This is a genomic window from Azospirillum sp. (genome assembly GCF_035627195.1).
Taxonomy (GTDB): Bacteria; Pseudomonadota; Alphaproteobacteria; order Azospirillales; family Azospirillaceae; genus Azospirillum.
The window spans coordinates 1-18,579 of record NZ_DASPMG010000304.1; the positions used below are offsets into that span (position 1 = coordinate 1).

The 18,579-nt window shown below is 67.1% G+C and carries 14 protein-coding genes and 1 pseudogene; 6 read left to right on the forward strand and 9 right to left on the reverse strand.

What is annotated here, in order from left to right; genetic code table 11:
* Positions 1-360, reverse strand: a pseudogene (locus VED21_RS27555) (single-stranded-DNA-specific exonuclease RecJ); the annotation flags it as partial.
* Between the two features lie 100 nt (positions 361-460).
* Between VED21_RS27555 and VED21_RS27560 the strand changes: the two are divergent.
* Entirely contained in the window at positions 461-1,216 is a 756-nt protein-coding gene (locus tag VED21_RS27560; RefSeq protein WP_324888124.1) for a Fe-S cluster assembly protein HesB, read from the forward strand.
* A gap of 40 nt (positions 1,217-1,256) precedes the next feature.
* Here the strand turns inward: VED21_RS27560 and VED21_RS27565 are convergent, their stop codons facing one another.
* Complete coding sequence (locus tag VED21_RS27565; RefSeq protein WP_324888126.1) at positions 1,257-1,724, reverse strand: DUF1842 domain-containing protein; 468 nt, start codon at positions 1,722-1,724, stop codon at positions 1,257-1,259.
* 341 nt (positions 1,725-2,065) lie between these two features.
* Between VED21_RS27565 and VED21_RS27570 the strand changes: the two genes are divergently transcribed.
* Positions 2,066-2,644, forward strand: coding sequence for an acyloxyacyl hydrolase (locus VED21_RS27570; RefSeq protein WP_324888128.1), 579 nt, complete (start codon positions 2,066-2,068; stop codon positions 2,642-2,644).
* A gap of 58 nt (positions 2,645-2,702) precedes the next feature.
* Here VED21_RS27570 and VED21_RS27575 read toward each other — a convergent pair whose 3' ends face one another.
* Positions 2,703-3,134 (reverse strand): hypothetical protein, encoded by a 432-nt coding sequence (locus tag VED21_RS27575; protein ID WP_324888130.1) that lies wholly within the window; start codon positions 3,132-3,134, stop codon positions 2,703-2,705.
* Between the two features lie 89 nt (positions 3,135-3,223).
* Here VED21_RS27575 and VED21_RS27580 point away from each other — a divergent pair, with 89 nt between their 5' ends.
* Positions 3,224-3,547, forward strand: a complete 324-nt coding sequence (locus VED21_RS27580; protein ID WP_324888131.1) for a helix-turn-helix transcriptional regulator — start codon at positions 3,224-3,226, stop codon at positions 3,545-3,547.
* Between the two features lie 312 nt (positions 3,548-3,859).
* Here the strand turns inward: VED21_RS27580 and VED21_RS27585 are convergent, their stop codons facing one another.
* The 6 genes from VED21_RS27585 to VED21_RS27610 form a co-directional block, all read right to left on the reverse strand.
* Positions 3,860-5,041 carry a hypothetical protein gene (locus VED21_RS27585; protein WP_324888133.1) on the reverse strand — a complete coding sequence of 394 codons (1,182 nt, stop codon included), beginning with the start codon at positions 5,039-5,041 and terminating at the stop codon, positions 3,860-3,862.
* Positions 5,042-5,693: 652 nt separating this feature from the next.
* Entirely contained in the window at positions 5,694-8,282 is a 2,589-nt protein-coding gene (gene acnB, locus VED21_RS27590; protein WP_324888135.1) for a bifunctional aconitate hydratase 2/2-methylisocitrate dehydratase, read from the reverse strand.
* 249 nt (positions 8,283-8,531) lie between these two features.
* A complete protein-coding gene (gene rraA / locus VED21_RS27595) occupies positions 8,532-9,014 on the reverse strand; it encodes a ribonuclease E activity regulator RraA (RefSeq protein ID WP_324888137.1) in 483 nt (160 codons plus the stop codon).
* Between the two features lie 92 nt (positions 9,015-9,106).
* Positions 9,107-12,181 (reverse strand): MexW/MexI family multidrug efflux RND transporter permease subunit, encoded by a 3,075-nt coding sequence (locus VED21_RS27600; RefSeq protein ID WP_324888139.1) that lies wholly within the window; start codon positions 12,179-12,181, stop codon positions 9,107-9,109.
* Positions 12,182-12,191: 10 nt separating this feature from the next.
* Positions 12,192-13,412, reverse strand: a complete 1,221-nt coding sequence (locus tag VED21_RS27605; protein ID WP_324888141.1) for an efflux RND transporter periplasmic adaptor subunit — start codon at positions 13,410-13,412, stop codon at positions 12,192-12,194.
* A gap of 180 nt (positions 13,413-13,592) precedes the next feature.
* Positions 13,593-14,780: an acetyl-CoA C-acyltransferase family protein gene (locus VED21_RS27610; RefSeq protein WP_324888143.1), complete on the reverse strand. Its 1,188-nt coding sequence runs from the start codon at positions 14,778-14,780 to the stop codon at positions 13,593-13,595.
* Positions 14,781-14,986: 206 nt separating this feature from the next.
* Here VED21_RS27610 and VED21_RS27615 point away from each other — a divergent pair, with 206 nt between their 5' ends.
* From VED21_RS27615 to VED21_RS27625, 3 genes are all read left to right on the forward strand, one after another.
* Complete coding sequence (locus VED21_RS27615) at positions 14,987-16,564, forward strand: aldehyde dehydrogenase family protein (protein WP_324888145.1); 1,578 nt, start codon at positions 14,987-14,989, stop codon at positions 16,562-16,564.
* A 17-nt stretch (positions 16,565-16,581) separates the two neighbouring features.
* Entirely contained in the window at positions 16,582-17,904 is a 1,323-nt protein-coding gene (locus tag VED21_RS27620; RefSeq protein WP_324888147.1) for an aspartate aminotransferase family protein, read from the forward strand.
* 28 nt (positions 17,905-17,932) lie between these two features.
* A partial coding sequence (locus tag VED21_RS27625; protein ID WP_324888149.1) for a TAXI family TRAP transporter solute-binding subunit occupies positions 17,933-18,579 on the forward strand: 647 nt, incomplete at its 3' end.

Genomic DNA, 18,579 nt, shown 5'->3' on the forward strand with positions numbered 1-18,579 from the left:
CGTCCCCAGCGCCCGGAAGAACCGCCGCAGCAGTGCCGCCGAGGTGGCGCCGTCGACGTCGTAGTCGCCGAACACGGCGATCGACTCCCCCGCCGTCACGGCGCGCGCGATGCGCGCGGCGGCCACGTCCATGTCGCGGAAGCGCGACGGGTTGGGCAGCAGCGCCTTCAGCGTGGGATTGAGAAAGGAGTCGCACGCCTCCTCCCCCACCCCGCGCGAGGCCAGCACGCGGGCGACGATCTCCGGCAGCCCGCGCCCCTGCGCCAGCGCCCAGGCCAGCCGCTCGTCGTACGCCCGCGCGTGCCAGCGCTTGCCGCCGAGGGAGGAACGGACGTTCAGGAAGCAGGGCGTATCGGTCATGGGAACCATGGTGCCACGGGCGGGGGCGTTCCCATAGCACGCAGGCGCGCGACAGGACCAGCGCACGGGACGCAGCGGTGCCCCCGCCTGTTGTCGGCGCATGCCCAACCTCAGCTTCGACTTCGGCCCCGATTCCAACGCGCCCGGTTTCAATGACCCGCGCGCCAAGGCGCTGGAGATCCACCGCCGCCTGTGCCTCGTCCACGGCTGCCCGGTGCCCTATTTCCACGACACCGATCCGTTGAGCGAGCTGGTCTCCTCCCTGCTCTCCCACCGCACGCGCAACGCCGAGTCCGGCCGCGCCTTCAAGGCGCTGCGCCGCCGCTGGCCCGATTGGGCGGCGGTGCGCGACGCCCCCCTGGCCGAGGTGCGGGAGACCATCGCCCCCGTCACCTGGCCCGAGCAGAAGGCCCCCCGCCTGCAGGAGATCCTGTGCCGCATCACGGCGCTGCGCGGCGGCGTCCTGTCGCTGGATTTCCTGGCCGGGATGCCGGTGGAGGATGCCCGCGCGTGGCTGCAGGCGCTGCCCGGCGTCGGCCCGAAGACGAGTGCGGCGGTGCTGTGCTTCAGCACGCTGCGCCGGGCGGCGCTGCCGGTGGACAGCCACCACCACCGGGTGGCGGCGCGCACCGGCCTGATCCCGCCGACGCTGGCCGTCGGCCCGGCGCACGCCGTGCTGGCCGCGCAGCTGCCGCCCGACTGGGACGCGCAGCGCGTCTACGACAACCACGAGGTCATGATGCTGCACGGCCAGCGCTGCTGCTTCTTCCAGAACCCGGCCTGCCACCGTTGCGTGTTGCTGGACCTTTGCCCTACGGGCCAAGCCCGCCACGGGCAGGGCCGGGTGCCCGCATGACGGGCGGGCCGCGCCCACGAGACGCGGCCCGCCTGCCCGGTTACGCCGTGGCCGTCTCCGGCGCCTTCGCCGGCTCCGCCTTCTTCGCCAGTGCCTCCAGCGTCCCGTTCTCCTGCGACACGACCTTCACCGGCACGTCGGTGACGGTGTGGCCGCCGTAGGTGAAGGTGGCGCGGCCGGTGCCGTCCTCGTTCAGCGTCGCGGCGCATTGGAACTGGGCGAGGTAGCAGCCGATGGCGGGCGGCGGCACGCAGACGACGTACTGGCCCTGCACGGCCAGCAGGCGCTGGTTCTTGCCGAAGCCCGTGTCGTGGATGAAGCCGGTGACCTGCGGAACGGTGATCTTCCCGTCCGGCGGGGCGATGGCCTGGGTGATGGTGGCATCGCCGGTCACCTGCCCGGTCGGCGCGTAGACGCCGAGGTTGAGGGTCAGGATCGCCGCGCCGGGCAGGCCGACATTGCCGGCTTCGAGCTTCAGCAGGTAGTAACCGACCAACGGATATTCCATGTTTCACTCCCGTATCTATGAAGAGCCCACCGTTTTGGTGGATGACGCGAGACTAGCGACCACAACGAAGCATCATCAACAAAACATATGAATCAATTTGTAGCCATACACGCATGTGGATAATATTATCCAAGGAAACACGCGCACATTTATGCACTATTTTGCTTCTGCATTCTTGCGCATGCAGATATCCGTCGGGCCGGTACGGTGACGCCCGGCGCGGGGGCGGCGGGGGCGGCGGGGGCGGTGCGTTCAGATATCCTCTTTCGCGACCGTTCCGGCCGCCGCAGGCACTGCCTATTTCCGCTTCCGTTGTGTCTCCGGACGACAGGGAGAGCCGCATGGGCGCTGTTCGAAGGGTTCGCCGGGCCGCCGGCCTGCTCGCGGCGGCATCCGCCGCAGCCGTGGCGTGGTTCTGCACCGCCGCGTCGGCCGCCTCGACCTCGGCGCCGGACCTGATCAGCGTCGGCTTCGGCGCCCACGACGCCTGGGCGCTGCGTTCCTCCACCGACACGCCGCGCCGGCGGTCGAACGACATGCGGCTGGAATACCGCTTCGGCACGTCGCTGCTGCCCTTCACCGATCCGTACGTGCGCTTCCACCCCTGGGTGGGGCTGGAGGCGAACACCGACGGCATGCTCTACGGCGCCGTCGGCATCCTGGCCGACATCCCGGTCGGCCCCCTGATCCTGACGCCCGGCATCGGCGCCGGCCTGTGGCGCCGCGGCGGCAGCAAGCACCTGGGCTCCGCCGTCGATTTCCGCAGCACGCTGGAGCTGGGCTACCGCTTCGAGAACGGCGTGCGCCTGTCCGCCTACGTCTCGCACATGTCCAACGCCGGCCTGACCGAGACCAACCCCGGCGCCGACACCGTGGGCGCCTACCTGCACGTGCCCGTGTCGTTCGTGTTCGGGCGGTAGCGCGGCTTGCGCCACCAGCATAGCCAAACGGGGCGCAACGGAGGCGCCCCCGGTCGCGTCACTCGGCCTTGAGCACGGCAGCCTTCTTCTCGATCCGCTGGCGCACGGAGTTGCTGCACCCGCCCGTGGCGTACAGGCCCGTGGTGCGCTGATTCGGCGCGTTCGCCCCGTGCGCGGTCAACACCGCCTCCGCCCGCCGCCGCTCGCGGATGGCCTCCTCGTAACGCCGGGTCAATTCATCCCACATCAGGGCGTCGACTCCCTGCCGCACCGCCCCGGCGAGAAACGGCGTCAACAAATCGATAGACCCCCAGCCGCAGATTTCATAGGTGACGTGCTCGTTTGCCGCGTCTTCGGCCGCTTGAAGCCACTTCTGCATAGTGATGTAATCAACATGGAAACTTGAGTCCGCTGCGTTCGCCGAACCGGCAAGCGCCGCACTCAGCAGGACAACGAGGCACGGGCGGGGAATGGAAAAGCGGCTTATCATGCGACGCCCAAACGCCTCCGTTCCGTTTCCAATGACGCAAACGAAACGTAAGTCACGCCGTTGGGGCGGTCCATAACAAATTGTCAGGTATGGACGGCTTCGGGAATGCACTGCGCCAGCGGGCGAGCGAAATCGGGCTTTCGGACGCGGAAGTGGCCCGCCGCGCCGGCTTGGACGTCGGCCGCTATGGCAACTACGTGCGCGGTTCCCGCGAACCGGACCTCGCGACTCTGGTGCGAATCAGCCGAGTGCTCCAGACCACACCGAACGCCCTTCTTGGCGTAGAGCCAATGGGGCAGGCCGAGCATGATCGGGTTCTGGCCGCATACAATGTGCTTGATGATGATGGGCGGCTACTAGCCGTTCGAGTACTCAACGCCATGGCCGAACATCACGTAGCGCGTGACAAATAGGCAGCGGTCTGCCGGCGCGCCTTGGACGAGGCTGCAACGCAAACTTCGGCTTTGCGCCAGGAGCGGAGATTAGCTCGCCTCCGACAGATCGATTTAGGATCCGAAACGGTCTTACCGTTTTCATATCAAGAGCACGCGATAGCCGTTGTTCGTCAAACTTTAGCATGTCGAAATATTTTTACTAATTATCCGGAATAAATAAATACCATACTACAATATTTATAGTATTTTGACAAACAAAATCCCGGATAAATAGGATTAGCAAATGTTACCTGATATATTATTTTAACGAATAATCTGAATTATACGCTATTACAGCCATGCGATAACTTGCTTTACATTGACGACCTTGGCGATGATGCAGAAAATTATCCCGATCAGCGCCGGCCAAAGCCAAAACTTCAGACTAAGAAAAGTGATTAATGACACCCACCAGCGAGGCCTCTCCGCCTCTGCAGCATCCTCAACGAGGGTGCCGTCCACAAGGAATGGCACCCAATACTTGCTACAGAAGTCAGGCGCGAGAAAATATCCATGCCCAGCCCCGTTGTGCCATCGATCTCTCACAGGTTGGCGACGAAAACCATACGTTCCGGCGGAGCCATACCCCCAAGTAATGCTCTCAGCAGTGGCTGGCCACGGGTCGCGGGTACCCACCTCGTTAAGCAGCGGCCCCACAAACCGATTTTGGAACTGCTCGAACGGAAAATCGCAGGGTAAGACGCTACCGCAAAAAATCACGCGATTCAGTGAAAGCTCGAAACCATCACGAATAATGTTCGCCGCCACGAGCGTCCCAAAGCTGTGTGCGATGATTGAAAATTTCGCATTTTCGCGTCCCGGCTGAGATCGGCTGATACGTATCTGCCGCTCAATCTTCTCGATGGCCTTGCGTCTGAAATATGGGATGGGCAGCAAAAACCGAATCAACCCGAAGCGACCGTAGTTTGTTGGGTCAACTTCAAAGCCATGTGCTTCGAGCTTCTTACGCACTTCGTTTTGCCAAAGCGCCCAATCGCGAATACCATGAATGAGTATGACAACATGCTTGTCGTTGTCGTATTGCGTCTTGACCGCCTCCTCCAATGGCAATTTACGTGGTTGCGAAGCCACTGACTGCGCGTAAAAATGAGCTGAAGCGGTTCGAAAATTGCTTTGCGCAAGCTCAATTGCCGCGCCGACCTGTGCCAACAATTCTGCTTCACGATCCGGCGTGCGACCGGGCTCGGAAGCAACCACCCGTAGAAGGGCAACAACTTCATTTAGATCCGCTTCTAGCGCGTTGATCGCACGCTCAAGGGTGTCCCGCTGCGCGTCATTCAAAACATGGTCATTTGATCTTATCGTAGCGCAGGCGGATACCAGTGCCGACCAAGCCACCTGCGGTTCGAAGATCGGATTTGCGTTGATTGACGGGACTAGGTCGACATTCAAGAAATATCGGATCTCCGAAATCGCACTATCAATCTGCTGTCTTGGAGATCGATCAGGCACATCACACCTCATTACTTACTATATTGAATATTATAGCAAAGATTCTGGTGATTATTTTTAGTAGGCGTCTAAGGATGGCACAGGGCTGTCAGTGAGGTAAACCGATCGAACACCAGCTTTCCTGCCTAGTCAACATAAAGCAACCGACCATTTTCCGACCTACGTTGGCCAGAAGCGGTGGTCCAAAGGACCGGCAGATTTTAGGATTTTGAGCCCAGCGGCTTGAATGGCGGGGGGCGTAAACCCGTGATCTAGGGATCGAAGCCTCTGTCTGCAATGGGTCAGAAACAGCCATTCTTCCCGCTACAAACAGGGAATTGATTCTGTCCCACCCGCCCGTATCAGCCACGCCCCCTTGCCCCGCCCGCGCCTTTCCTGTAGGACTATATTCCATAAAGTCCCCGAACTCCGTCCGCGCTCCGTTCCCCGGGATCCAAGGGCCTCCGGCCCTTGGCGCGGGAGCGCGAGGGGCGCGCAGCCCCTCGCTTCCCCGGTTCCGGCATCCCCGGCACCGGGGCGGCGTGCACGACGTTACGGATGAAACACCTGCGAAAAGCGTATCATTGCGTATCATCCGGTTGCATCCGGCCGGAGCGAAAACGCCCCCGCCGGTTTCCCGGCGGTGGCGCTTCGTATCACGTCACCGAAGAGGTCAGGCGAGTTCGACCTCGTCCGCCACCTCGCGGAAGGCGGGGATCTGGTCGAAGTTCATGTAGCGGTAGATGTCGCCGGCCTTCTGGTTGACGATGGTCACCTGCTCCAGGTACTCGGCCGTGGTCGGGATCTTGCCCATCAGGGCGCAGACGGACGCCAGCTCGGCGGAGCCGAGGTAGACGCGGGTGTCCAGGCCCAGGCGGTTGGGGAAGTTGCGGGTCGAGGTGGACATGGCGGTCGAGCCCTTGCGGATCTGCGCCTGGTTGCCCATGCACAGCGAGCAGCCCGGCATCTCCATGCGGGCACCGGCCTTGCCGAGCACGCTGTAGTAGCCCTCCTCGTTGAGGATCATCGCGTCCATCTTGGTGGGGGGCGCGATCCACAGGCGGGTGGGGATGTCGCTCTTGCCGTCCAGGACCTTGCCGGCCGCGCGGAAGTGGCCGATGTTGGTCATGCACGAGCCGATGAACACCTCGTCGATCTTGTCGCCGGCGACTTCGGACAGGACCTTCACGTCGTCCGGGTCGTTCGGGCAGGCGACGATCGGCTCCTTGATGTCGGCAAGGTCGATCTCGATCACCGCGGCGTACTCGGCGTCGGCGTCCGGCTCCAGCAGGTTCGGGTTGGCGATCCAGGCTTCCATCGACTTGATGCGGCGGCCGAGCGTGCGGGCGTCCTCGTACCCGTTCGCGATCATCCACTTCATAAGGGTGATGTTGGAGCGCATGTACTCGATGATCGGCTCCTTGTTGAGCCGCACGGTGCAGGCCGCCGCCGAACGCTCGGCCGAGGCGTCGGACAGTTCGAACGCCTGCTCGACCTTCAGCTCGGGCAGGCCCTCGATCTCCAGGATGCGGCCGGAGAAGATGTTCTTCTTGCCCTTCTTCTCCACCGTCAGCAGGCCCTGGCGGATGGCGTAGAGCGGGATGGCGTTGACGAGGTCACGCAGCGTGATGCCCGGCTGCATGGTGCCCTTGAAGCGCACCAGCACGCTTTCCGGCATGTCCAGCGGCATGACGCCGGTGGCGGCGGCGAAGGCCACGAGGCCGGAGCCGGCCGGGAACGAGATGCCGATGGGGAAGCGGGTGTGGCTGTCGCCGCCGGTGCCCACGGTGTCGGGCATCAGCAGGCGGTTCAGCCAGCTGTGGATGACGCCGTCGCCGGGACGGAGCGCCACGCCGCCGCGCGTGGAGATGAAGGAGGGCAGCTCCTTGTGCATCTTCACGTCGACCAGCTTCGGGTAGGCCGCCGTGTGGCAGAACGACTGCATGACGAGGTCGGCCGAGAAGCCCAGGCAGGCCAGGTCCTTCAGCTCGTCGCGGGTCATCGGGCCGGTGGTGTCCTGGCTGCCGACGGTGGTCATCTTCGGCTCGCAGTAGGTGCCGGGGCGGATGCCCTTGCCCTCGGGCAGGCCGCAGGCGCGGCCGACCATCTTCTGCGCCAGCGAGAAGCCCTTGCCGCTGTCGGCCGGGTCGGACGGCAGGCGGAACAGGGTCGACGGGGCGAGGCCCAGGGCCTCGCGGGCCTTGGCGGTCAGGCCGCGGCCGATGATCAGCGGGATGCGGCCGCCGGCGCGCACCTCGTCGAAGATCACGTCGGACTTGACCTTGAACTCGGCGATGACTTCGCCGTTCTTCAGGGCCTTGCCCTCATACGGGCGCAGCTCGACGACGTCGCCCATCTCCATCTTGGAGACGTCGAGTTCGATCGGCAGCGCGCCGGCGTCTTCCATGGTGTTGTAGAAGATCGGCGCGATCTTGGAGCCCAGGCAGACGCCGCCGAAGCGCTTGTTCGGGACGAACGGGATGTCCTCGCCCGTCCACCACAGGACCGAGTTGGTGGCCGACTTGCGCGACGAGCCGGTGCCCACCACGTCGCCGACGTAGGCGACGAGGTTGCCCTTGGCCTTCAGGCCCTCCAGCTGCTTGACCGGGCCGCGGTTGCCCGGCTCGTCCGGCTCGATGCCGGGGCGGGCGTTCTTCAGCATGGCCAGCGCGTGCAGCGGGATGTCCGGGCGGCTCCAGGCGTCCGGGGCCGGCGACAGGTCGTCGGTGTTGGTCTCGCCCGACACCTTGAAGATGGTCAGCGTCAGGCTGGCCGGGACTTCCGGACGGGAGGTGAACCACTCGGCGTCGGCCCACGACTGCAGCACGCCCTTGGCGTTGGCGTTGCCCTTGTCGGCCAGTTCCTTGACGTCGTGGAAGTAGTCGAACATCAGGAGCGTGGTCTTCAGGCCGGCGGCCGCCGCGGCGCCGCACTCGGCGTCGGCCAGCAGGTCGATCAGCGGCTTGATGTTGAAGCCGCCCAGCATGGTGCCCAGCAGCTCGGTCGCCTTGACCTTGGAGATCAGCGGCGACTTGTCCTCGCCCTTGGCGACGGCGGCCAGGAAGGCGGCCTTCACCTTGGCGGCGTCGTCCACGCCGGCCGGCACGCGGTGGGTGACCAGTTCGACCAGGAAGTCTTCCTCGCCCTTGGGCGGGTTCTTCAGCAGGGCGACCAGCTCCTCGGTCTGCTTGGCGGACAGGGGCAGGGCGGGGATCCCGAGCGCGGCACGCTCAGCCACATGCTGGCGGTATGCTTCAAGCACGGCAAAAACCTCTCGATTTCAAGTGGTTGGACGACGTGAACGGTCTGACGCTCGAGAATCCGGCCCGTTCAGCCGGGCCTGTTGTGACATCGGCGGGGGTTGGATGGCGCTTGCAGCCGCGCCGCCCCGGATATCGGGGGGCGTTCAGCAGCCCCCCTCGATTGGGCAGGTGTTATAGCCCCCCTGCCCTTCGGCAGCAAGCGGCGGACTTTTGCAAATGCGAAGTGTGCTGATGGGCCGCGCCCCGGCTCATTTGTACTCGGCCGGATCCAGCACCAGCACGCCGTCGGCGTCGGCGAACAGCAGGTCGCCGGGGTTCACGCGGATGCCGGCGACGGTCACGGGCAGGCCGGTCTGCCCCTCGCCGTTGCGCACGGTCTTGCGCGGGATGGCGGCCAGCGCCTTGATGCCCAGGTCCAGCCCGGCCAGCACCTCGGCGTCGCGCACGCAGCCGTGGATGACGACACCTTCCCAGCCATTGTCGACGGCGCTCTTGGCGATCAGGTCGCCCATGAGCGCCGCGCGCAGGCTGCCGCCGCCGTCCACCACCAGAACCTTGCCCTTGCCCGGCTTGCCCAGCAGCTCCTTGACCCGCGAGTTGTCCTCGAAGCACTTCACCGTCACGACCTCGCCCGAGAAGCGGTGGCGCTTGCCGAAATCGCGGAACACCGGGTCGGCGACGCGGGCGGTGGCTTCGAAACGGTCGTACAGGTCGCAGGTGCTCTCGAACATCGCTGTTTCACTCCCGGTTGCGGCGAATACCGGGAGCGGACATTACCCGGCCGGCGCGCGAAGCGCAGCCGGGAAATGCAGCCGGGAAATCGTCACGACACGGCCGCGATCTCCCGTGCCCGCGAGGAATGCGCGGCGGCCCGGTGGTCCGTCGCCAGCAGCGTGTACACGGCCGGCAGCACGAACAGCGTGAACAGCGTGCCGATCAGCATGCCAGCCACGATGACCAGCCCGATGGAGAAGCGGCTGGCCGCACCCGCCCCGCTGGCGGTCAGCAGCGGCAGCAGGCCCACCACCATGGCGGCCGTGGTCATCAGGATGGGGCGCAGGCGCACGCGGGCGGCGTGCTCGATGGCCGTGCGGCGGTCGGCGTCCTCGTTGATCTGCATCTCGCGGGCGAACTCCACCATCAGGATGCCGTGCTTGGTGATCAGCCCGATCAGCGTCACCAGCCCGACCTGCGTGTAGATGTTCATGGTCGCCGCCCCCAGGAACAACGGCAGCAGCGCCCCGAAGATCGACATCGGCACGCTGATCAGGATGACCAGCGGGTCGCGCAAGGATTCGAACTGCGCGGCCAGCACCAGGAAGATGACGACCAGCGCGAAGATGAAGGTGATCATCAACTGGCTGCCCTCGGTCACGTACTGCCGCGATTCCGACAGGTAGTCGTGGTTGAAGCCGGCCGGCAGGTGGGTGCGCGCCTGTTCCTCCAGGAAGTCCACCGCCTGCCCCATGGTCACCCCCGGCATCGGCACGGCGGAGAAGGTGGCCGACGGCAGCTGGTTGTACTTGGTCAGCGCGTTGGGCATCACCGTGGTCTCGACGCGCACCACGGTCGACAGCGGGATCTGCGTGCCGTCCGACGCGGCGACGTAATAGCGCGTCAGATCGTCCGGCGTCAGGCGCCAGTTGCGCGGCACCTGCGGGATCACCTCGTACGACCGGCCGTTCAGGTTGAAGCGGTTGACGTAGTTGCCGCCGGCCAGCGTCGCCAGGGCGCCGCCGATCTGCTGCATGGTGAGGCCCAGGTCGGCCGCCTTGGACCGGTCGATCTTCAGCTGGATCATCGGGCTGTCGAACTGCAGGTCGCTGTCCGCCACGATGAACATGCCGCTCTTGGTCGCCGCGTCCTTGATGCGCTGCATGGCGTCGTAGATGGTGCGGTAGTCGCCGGGGCTGGCGATGACCATCTGCACCGGCAGCCCGCCGGTGGAGCCCGGCAGGGCCGGTGGCGACACCATGAAGATCTGCATGCCCGTCACCTTGTCCAGCTCCGCCTGCACCAGCGGCTGGAGGTCCTTGGCGGTGCGCGTGCGCTCGTCCCAGGGCTTCAAGATCATGCCGGCGAAGCCCTGCGTCGGGCTCAGCGCGCCGTTGATGACGAAGCGGGTGTCGGTCTCCGGGAAGCCGGCGAAGACCTTGTCGGCCTGCTGGCCGTAGATGTCGATGTAGTCCAGGTTGGCGTACTGCGGCGCCTTGGTGATGCCGAACAGGATGCCCTGGTCCTCTTCCGGCGCCAGCTCCGACATGGTGTGCAGGAACAGGTAGCCGACGCCGGCCAGAACCCCCAGCCCGAACAGCAGCGTCACCGGCCGGAAGTCCAGCGCCCCCGACAGCCGGCGGGAATACCAGCCGCTCAGCCGCTCGAAGTTGCGGTCGACGAAGCGGGCGAAGCGCCCCTCGCTCATCTCCCTGGTCAGCAGAAGCGAGCACATCATGGGCGACAGCGTCAGCGCCACGATGCCGGAGATGATCACCGATCCGGCCAGCGTGAAGGCGAACTCGCGGAACAGCGCGCCGGTCAGCCCGCTGAGGAAGCCGATGGGGGCATAGACGGCGGCCAGCGTGATGGTCATGGAGATGACGGGGCCGACGATCTCCCGCGCCCCAACCAGGGCCGCCTGCACCGGCGTCTTCCCCTCCTCCAGGTGGCGGTGCACGTTCTCCACCACCACAATGGCGTCGTCCACCACCAGGCCGATCGCCAGCACCATGGCCAGCAGCGTCAGCAGGTTCAGCGAGAAGCCCATGGCCAGCATGAACGTCGCGGCACCGATGATCGACAGCGGAATGGTGACGATCGGGATCAGCACCGCCCGGAAGGATCCCAGGAACAGGAAGATCACGACGATGACGATGCCCACTGCCTCCAGCAGCGTGTTGCGCACCTCGTTGATCGACGCCGTGATGAAGCGGGTGGAGTCGTAGACGATCTCCATCTTCAGCGTCGGCGGCAGGTTGCGCTGCAGGTCCGGCACCATCTTGCGGATGTCGGCGACGATGTTCAGCGGGTTGCCGGTGGGCGTGGCGTTGACGCCGATGAAGATCGCCTGCTGCCCGTTCATCGCCACGCTGGAGGTGGAGCTTTGCGCCCCCAGTTCCACCTCGGCGATGTCCTTCAGGCGCACCAGTGCGCTGTCCTGCGCCTTCACCACCATCTGGCGGAACTGCTCCACGTCGGTCAGGCCGGTGTTGGCGGTGACGTTGGTCACCACGAACACGCCCTTGGACTGGCCGGGGGCCGACTGGTAGTTGTTCGCCTGGATGGCGTTGCTGACGTCGGCCGCCGAAATGTTGCGCGCCGCCATCCGCACCGGGTCCAGCCAGACGCGCATGGCGAAGGTCTGGCCGCCCAGGATGCTGGCGGACGCCACGCCCTCCACCGTGGCCAGCAGCGGCTGCACCACGCGCGTCAGATAGTCGGAGATGGCCGGACCGGAAAGCTGCGGACTGGCGAACCCCATGTAGAGGATCGACGTCGTCTCGCCGGTGGACTTCAGGATGACCGGGTCGTTGGCCTCGCGCGGCAGCTGGTATTTCACCTGCTGCACCTTCGCCATCACGTCGGTCATCGCGACGTTGGGGTCGAAGTTCAGGCGCACGTACACCTGGATCTGGCTCTGCCCCTGCGTGGAGGTCGAGGTGATGTAGTCCACGCCCTCCGCCGTCGCCACCGCCTGCTCGATGGGCGTGGTGATGAAGCCCTGCATCAGGTCGGGCGAGGCGCCGGGGTACGCCGTCGTGATGGTGATGACGGTGTTCTGCAGCTCCGGATACTGCCGGATCGGCAGGTCCAGCAAGGCCCGCGCGCCGACCAGCAGGATCAGCAGGCTGACCACCAGCGCCAGCACCGGCCGGCGGATGAAGATGTCCGTAAAGGCCATGACGGTCGCCTCAGTTGCGCGGCAAGGTCTGCGGCGGGGTCAGCGGGTTGGCCTCGGCGAGGGTCACCGCCGCCCCGTTGTCGAGCTTCAGCTGGCCCGACACCACCACCCGGTCGCCCGGCTTCACCCCTTCCAGGATCTCGACGCCGTTTTCGAAACGGTCGCCGGCCTTCACCGGCACGCGTTCCACGGTCAGCGCCTCCTTGCCCTCGGCGTCCTTCTGCGCGCGCACGATCATCACGGAATCGCCGTACACCGTGTAGTCCACCGCCGTCTCCGGCACGACGACCGTGTTCGGGCGGGGCGGCAGCACGACGCGCACGTCGGCGAACATGCCCGGCAGCAGCTTGCGCTCCGGGTTCGCCAGGGTGGCCTGCACCTTGATGGCGCGCGTCTCGGCGCTGACCTGCGGCTCGATGGTGGTGATCTTGGCGTCGAAGCTGCGCCCGGGCACCGCGTCGGACCCCACCAGCACCGCCTGCCCCACGTGCAGGCTGTTCAGCGTGTGCTCCGGCAGGGTGAAGTTGGCGTACAGCGTGGACAGGTCGGTCAGCGTCACCACCGGGCTGCCCACGTTCAGGATCTGGCCGACGTTCACCTGACGGATGCCCAGTTCGCCGTCGAACGGCGCACGGATCGCCTTCTGCGCGATGGTCGCCTGCATCTGCTTGATGTTGGCGTTGATCTCGTCCAGCTGCGCCGCCGCCTGGTCGACCTGCGCCTGCGGGCCGGCTTGGTTGCGCAGCAGGTTGCGCGCACGCTCCAGGTTGATCTCGGCCAGACGCGCCTGCGCCCGCAGGCCCAGCAGTTCGGCCTGCTCGGTGGCGTCGTTGATCTGCACGATGGCGTCGCCGGCCTTCACCGACGCACCCGACTGGAAGGCGATGTCCATCACCCGCCCGCCGACCTCCGGCGCCACCGTCACCTGCCGGCTGGCGGCCAGCGTGCCGATGGCCGACAGGTACTTGGGCACCGACTGCACCTTCGCGTCGGCCGCGCTCACCGGGGTGGGCGGCGGCTTGTTGCTGGCGAAGAAGTCGGCGATGGCCTTGTCGCGGAACGCGTTGAAGCCGTACAGCGCCGCCCCCAATGCACCCAGGATGACCAGCATGATGATCAGCCGGATGGTCATCGACCACCCGCTCACGCGGCGGCGCGGCGGCAGGTCCGGGCGTTGCGGTTCGGTGCGGTCCTTTTCGGCGACGGGGGCGACGGGAGCGTCGGGGGTCACGATGGGTCTCTTCCGTTGGCTTTCGCGGCACGAACTAGGCCGTCCGCGCCGCAATGCAAGCATGACTGCGTTGCATCGAACGTTGGGTTTTCGGCTTCGGCCTCAACCCAACCTACGAGGAATGCCCCGGTAGGTTGGGTTGAGCGCAGCGAAAACCCAACGTCGATCACATCGTTACGGTCACAGGCGCTCGACGATCACCGCGATGCCCTGGCCGCCGCCGATGCACATGGTCATCAGGCCGAAGCGGCCGCCGGTGCGCTGCAGCTCGTACAGCGTCTTCACCGTGATGATCACGCCGGTGGCGCCCACCGGGTGGCCCAGCGCCACGGCGCCGCCGTTCGGGTTGGTGCGCTCCGCCGGGAAGCCGAGTTCCTTGGACACCGCGCAGGCCTGCGCGGCGAAGGCCTCGTTGCTTTCGATCACGTCGATGTCGGCGATGGTCAGGCCGGCGCGCTGCAGCGCGATCGGCACCGCCGGGACCGGGCCCAGGCCCATCACCTCCGGCGCCACGCCGGCGTGGCCCCAGGCGACCACGCGCGCCATCGGCTTCATGCCGCGCCGCTCCGCCTCGCGCGCCGACACCAGCACGACCGAGGCGGCGCCGTCGTTGATGCTCGACGCGTTGCCGGCGGTCACCGTGCCGTCCTTCTTGAAGACGGGCTTCAGCGTGCCGAGGCTCTCCGCCGTCGTGCCGGCGCGCGGATGCTCGTCGGTGTCGAACAGGGTGACGCCCTTGCGGGTCTTCAGCTCGACCGGGACGATCTGCTCCTTGAAGCGCCCCTCGGCGATGGCGGCCACGGCGCGGCGGTGGCTCTCGGCCGAGAAGGCGTCCTGCGCGGCGCGGTCGAGGCCGTAGCGGGCCGCCACGTTCTCCGCCGTGATGCCCATGTGGCCGTGGCCGAACGGGTCGGTCAGCGCGCCCACCAGCGCGTCCACCATTTGCGCGTCGCCCAGCCGCGCACCCCAGCGCATGCCGGTGGAGACGTACGGGGCGCGGCTCATGCACTCCGTGCCCGCGGCGACGGCGACGTCGCACTCGCCCAGGCGGATCATCTGCGAGGCCGAGACGATGGCCTGCAGCCCCGACCCGCACAGCCGGTTCAGCGTCATGGCAGGCGTCACGTCCGGGATGCCGGCGCGCATGGCAGCCACGCGGGAGACGTACATGTCGCGCGGCTCGGTCTGGATCACCTGGCCGACGACGACGTGCTGCACCTCGGCCGGCGCCACGTCGGCGCGGCGCAGCGATTCGGTCATCACCAGGGCACCCAGGTCGGCCGGCGCCATGTCCTTGAGCGCCCCGCCGAAGTCGCCGACGGCCGTCCGCACCGCCCCGGCGATCACCACATCCTGCAAACCCGACATCACATCCCTCCTCGTTCTTCTCGTTCGGCGCATGCCGGCCGCCAGCCTAGGAGGGAAGCTCCGCAATCTCAAGGTGCGACACACGGCACTGGCGGAAACCGCGCATCCAGCGGATAATCACCTGTACGGAGGATCGCGCCCCGCGCGCTCCGCCCGGAAAGACGCCCGCCAGAGGCGAAAACAAACGAAGGGGAGGACGAAGAGCCATGCCGTCGGCTGCGCTGCCGCGCGTCACCTATTCCAACATCGCCACCGACTTCACCCCGGTGCACGAACACCTGGACCGCCTGATTCCGGAGGTGAAGGCCACCGTGCTCGGCCGCGACCGCCCCAACCGCATCGCCGGGCGCCCGGACGAGGACGGCGCGTCCTACGCCGCCGCCAGCCCCATCGATTCCCGCGTCACGCTCGGCCGCTTCGTCGCGGCCTCGCCCGCCGCCATCGACCGCGCCGTGGCCGCCGCGCAGGCCGCCTTCCCCGACTGGCGGTGCCGCCGCTGGCAGGACCGCGTGGCGGTGCTGCGCAAGGCGGCCGGTGTCCTCGATTCGCGCAAGTACGAACTCGGCACCGCCTGCCTGATCGAGGTCGGCAAGTCGCGCCTGGAGGCCATCGGCGAGGCGGAGGAGGCGGTGGACCTCATTCGCTACTACTGCGACGAGATGGAGCGCCACGGCGGCTTCCAGCAGCCCTTGCGGCGCGCCTTCCCGACCGAGGAGACCAGCGACGTCCTGCGCCCGCTCGGCGTCTTCGCCGTGGTGGCGCCGTTCAACTTCCCGCTGGCGCTGTCGGTCAACATGACGACGGCCGCCCTGCTGGCCGGCAACACCGTGGTCTACAAGCCCAGCCCCATGGCCGGCCTGACCGGCGCCTTGCTGGTGGACGCCTTCACCGAAGCCGGCGTCCCGGACGGCGTGCTCAACCTCGTCTGCGGCGGGGCAGAGGTCGGACGGCGGCTGGTCGAGCATCCGCAGGTGGCCGGCGTCGCCTTCACCGGCTCCTACCACGTCGGCATGGGCATCCACCGCGCGCTGGCGGCCGGGCCGTGGGCCAAGCCGCTGGTCGTCGAGATGGGCGGCAAGAACCCCGCCTACGTCACGGCCAACGCCGACCTGGACGCGGCCGCCGCCGGCACCATGCGCTCCGCCTTCGGGCTCCAGGGGCAGAAGTGCAGCGCCTGCTCCAAGGTGTACGTGCACGATGCCGTGTACGACGACTTCCTCGCCCGTCTCGCCGAGACCACCGGCCACATCCGCATCGGCAACCCGGAGGAGCGTGACATCTTCATGGGCCCGGTGATCGACACACGCGCCCGCGACCGCTTCCAGGCCGCCGTGGCGGATGCCCGGCGCGACGGCAGCGTGCTGCTGGGCGGCGAGGTGCTGAGCGGCGGCCTGTTCGACCACGGCCTGTACGTGCAGCCCACCGTCGTCGCCGGCCTGCCCGCCGACCACCGCATCAACACGGACGAGCTGTTTCTGCCCTTCCTCAGCGTCCTGCGCTTCACCGGCCTGGACGACGCCATCGCCGACGGCAACCGCGTCGCCTACGGCCTGACCGCCGGCATCTACACGCAGGACGACGGCGAGCTGGAGCGCTTCCTCGACACGGCGGAGGCCGGCGTCCTCTACGCCAACCGCCCCAGCGGCGCCACCACCGGCGCCTGGCCGGGGATCCAGAGCTTCTGCGGCTGGAAGGGGTCGGGCGTCAGCGGCAAGGGCGGACTCGGCCCCTATTATCTGGCACAGTTCATGCGTGAGCAGAGCCGCACCATCCTGCGCGGCTGATGGGGAGTGACCGGTTCATGAGCCACGTCTTCCACCGCCACACAAAGGCCAGCTACCCCGTCGCCGTGCGTGGCGAAGGCCTGTACCTGTTCGACGCCGACGGCCGCCGCTACCTCGACGCATCGGGTGGCGCCGCCGTCTCCTGCCTCGGCCATGGGCATCCGCGCATTATCGAGGCGATCAAGCGTCAGGCTGACCAGCTGGCCTACGCCCACACCTCCTTCTTCACCAGCCAGCCGGCGGAGGAGCTGGCCGACACGCTGGCCGCCGCCGCGCCGGAGGGGCTGGACCGCGTCTACTTCGTCTCCGGCGGGTCGGAGGCGGTGGAGGCGGCGCTGAAGATGGCGCGCCAGTACCACATCGAGGCCGGCCAGCCGCAGCGCCGCCACATCATCGCCCGCTGGCAGAGCTACCACGGCAACACGCTGGGCGCCCTGTCGGCCGGCGGCAACCTGTGGCGCCGCAAGCAGTTCGAACCGCTGCTGGTGGACATGCCGCACGTCTCCGCCTGCTACGCCTACCGTGGCCGCCGCGACGACGAGAGCGAGGAGGCCTACGGCCGCCGCGTCGCCGACGAGCTGGAGGCGGAGATCCTCCGCCTCGGCCCCGACACGGTGGCGGCCTTCATCGCCGAGACGGTGGTCGGCGCCACCCTGGGCGCGGTGACCGCCGCCCCCGGCTACTTCGCCCGCATCCGCGAGATCTGCGACCGTTACGGCGTGCTGCTGATCCTGGACGAGGTGATGTGCGGCATGGGCCGCACCGGCACCCTCTACGCGTGCGAGCAGGAGGGCATCACCCCAGACCTCGTGACCATCGCCAAGGGGCTGGGCGGCGGCTACCAGCCCATCGGCGCCCTGATGGTGCACCGGCGCATCTTCGAGGCGATCCGCGACGGCTCCGGCTTCTTCCAGCACGGCCACACCTATCTCGGCCACCCCATCGCCTGCGCCGCCGCGCTGGAGGTGCAGAAGGTGATCGCGGAGGACGACCTGCTCGCCAACGTCCGCCGCCAGGGCGAGGCGCTGACGGCGGCGCTGACGGCCCGCTTCGGCAACCACCGCCACGTCGGCGACATCCGCGGCCGTGGCCTGTTCCAAGCCATCGAACTGGTCGCCGACCGCACGACCAAGGACCCGTTCGACCCCGCACAGGCGGTCAACACGCGCATCAAGGCGGAAGCGATGAAGCGCGGCCTGCTCTGCTACCCCATGGGCGGCACGGTGGACGGCCGGATGGGCGACCACGTGCTGCTGGCCCCGCCCTTCACCATCACGTCCGGCGACGTCGACACCATCGTCGGCCTGCTGGGCGAGGCGGTGGACGCGGTGCTGGCCTGAACAAGAAACCAAACAGGAGGGTGACACGATGAGGACAAGGACGTTCGTGATGGGTCTGGCCGCAGCGGTGCTGGCCGGCGGTCTCGGTGGCGCCACGTCGGCGGCGGCGCAGCAGAAGTTCGTCACCATCGGCACGGGCGGCGTGACGGGCGTGTACTATGCCGTGGGCGGCGCCATCTGCCGCCTCGTCAACAAGGACCGCAAGACGCACGGCATCCGCTGCTCGGTGGAATCGACCGGCGGCTCGGTGTTCAACGTCAACACCATCCGCGGCGGCGAGCTGGACATGGGCATGACCCAGTCCGACGTGCAGTTCAACGCGCTGAAGGGCGAGGCGAACTTCAAGGAGGCCGGCGCCTACCAGGACCTGCGCGTCGTCTTCTCCGTGCATCCGGAGCCGTTCACCGTGGTCGCCCGCCCCGACAGCGGCATCAAGCAGTTCACCGACATCAAGGGCAAGCGCTTCAACGTCGGCAACCCCGGCTCCGGCACCCGCGCGTCGGTGGAGCAGCTGTTCAAGGAACTCGGCTGGTCGCTGGGCGATCTGTCCCTGGCCTCGGAGCTGAAGGCCGACGAGCACGGTCCGGCGCTGTGCGACAACAAGATCGACGCCTTCTTCTACGGCGTCGGCCACCCGTCGGCCAACATCCAGGACCCGACCACCGCCTGCGGCGG